This is a genomic window from uncultured Umboniibacter sp., from assembly GCF_947497555.1.
GTDB lineage: Bacteria > Pseudomonadota > Gammaproteobacteria > Pseudomonadales > DSM-25080 > Umboniibacter.
Map to the genome: position 1 here is coordinate 1 of NZ_CANMGY010000022.1, position 2064 is coordinate 2064.

Sequence of the window (2064 nt, forward strand, 5' to 3'; positions counted from 1 at the left end):
AGGTTCTTAAGTGCGGATACGTTTGTGCCGGATGCGAATAACCTGCAAGCGTACAACCGTTACAGTTATGTGATGAATAATCCGCTGAACGCGACGGATCCGAGTGGTCACATTCCGTGTGAGTTGCGGCCGGTGTTGGCGATTGTGGTGGCGGCTGTAGCCGTAATACTCCAGCAGTACTATTTCGCTTTAGAAGGATTGGCCGCTGTTGGTTATGGAGCGGCGGTAGGTGCTGTGGCAGGTGGCATTGCGACGGGTACCTGGGAAGGCGCTATGTGGGGCGCGCTTTCTGGCGCGGTGTTTGCAGGTATCGGTGATCTGGCGAATTCCAACTTTTTTACCAATTCTATGGGAATGATCGGTGAAGTAGAAACAACGCTGGTTTTAACACACGCCGTTTCTGGTGGCATATTATCTGATCTTCAAGGTGGTAAGTTCGTTACAGGGTTTTTGAGTGCTGGTGTTGCGAAAGCAGTGGGCGGAAACTTAGTATACGAGGACGCGAACGGTGTCCCTAAAGGCGCGTTTGGTACTGACAACGCAGCGCTAATGAAACGAACACTTATTGCGGCAGGCGTATCAGGAACGGTAAGTTCACTTAGTGGTGGTAAGTTTGCGAATGGCTTCGTTACCGGTGGGCTGGGGCACTTGTTGAATGCTGAGAGTGCGCTTTCCTTAGGGAAAGCTATAGCCCGAAGAGTTCAAGACTCCGTCGGTGCACTAACAAAGGGATCGGCTCCTATTACTGCTGAACAACAATCTATGCTTGATGAAGGCCGCTACATCGAATTTTGGTGGTCACGTCTCGATTCGGGTGATCCGATAGCGCATGTTGCTTTGGCCGGGTGGGATTCAGATAATTATGCAATAGATCCTAGGGCAGATCTCTTCGCCCAAAGGCTTGCTCCCATTTCATGGGCGAACTTAAAACTTCACCTAGCGTACGCGAATCGCACAGGTAACACAGCCGAAGGGCTCGCGATTGGGTACTATCTCGGTGAGGAGCAGTTGGCGCGAATCGGCCAGGCTCTGGCGGTTGCGCACGCTGGGAAGGTAACGGATGATACCAGTGGGGTACATCACTTGTTGAGTCCAAGACAGGTTGCGGATTATCATGACTTAGTTTTCGAGAAATTTGGGATTCAAACCTCCATGGCATTTGGCGGAACGATGTTCGGGAATGACTCTGAATTATATAGCATTATGTGGTGTGTAGGGTGCGATGGATAATATGTCGAAATTGAAGTTTTCAGTACTGTTTATTATCACGTGTTTCATACTAGTAGAGCTCTGGAGCTGGCATACTCACAGGAAGGATTTTTCGGAGAAAATAAATATCTATGAGCAAGGAGGGCTTCATTGGGATTATTATGATGATCGTGGTTTGGCGGTTTACTCGCGAACATTTGAAATCCCGCTAAGTTTGATTGGACTCACCAACTTTCCCGAAGAGACGATTAACCTTCGGATATCAAAGAATGCAGATGAACGGAATTTTGCTGGTCTGTATTATAACTCGCACGTACCAGCGCCAGTCGGTTACGACTGGCCTTTGACTGGAAAAGCACCCGAGTTAGTTAGTACGTCGAATGAACGGTTATTTTACCTCTCGCGCCCGTGGATATTTAACGGTAGGGAAGTCAGAATTGCTGAGATCATGGAAAAACTTGGGGTTCACAATGATTTTATTTGGGTCCACTCTAACTTTGGTTATTTCAACGCGTATAGACGAAATCAGAATGGTTATCAATTTGTCGCGACTTGCACAATTAGTTTTACTTATTTTACACGAAATTCAACACAGTGTAAGACAGGCTTCGACGTTGATGGCCTGGCGTTTCGCTTGCTTCTGCCCGTTGAGTTATTGCCGGAACTCGATGAAATAAGGGCGCGTCTTATCAATTTCTTAGATGATGATATAGCTAGATTTCTGGCCGAATCAACATGAAGTTAAAGCTAGCCTAATTTGATGAGTCCCCTTCGATCTGTCGCCCGGTGGCATAGTGATTGATCTCGCCAGCGATAACGCCAACTACCTTGAATACGTGCAATACCGTTGGGATG

1 protein-coding gene and 1 pseudogene are annotated in these 2064 nt (G+C 47.6%); both read left to right on the top strand.

The annotated features are described in order from the left end of the window. Positions 1–1230: pseudogene (locus Q0698_RS13210) on the top strand (hypothetical protein); the annotation flags it as partial. Beyond that, positions 1223–1948, top strand: a complete 726-nt coding sequence (locus tag Q0698_RS13215) for a hypothetical protein (protein ID WP_298637159.1) — start codon at positions 1223–1225, stop codon at positions 1946–1948. The pseudogene Q0698_RS13210 and the gene Q0698_RS13215, both read left to right, overlap by 8 nt. Positions 1949–2064 lie beyond the last annotated feature (116 nt).

Bases quoted from the DNA above. Each gene is read 5' to 3' on its own strand.
- Q0698_RS13215 (WP_298637159.1), top strand. From the start codon at position 1,223: ATGGATAATATGTCGAAATTGAAGTTTTCAGTACTGTTTATTATCACG.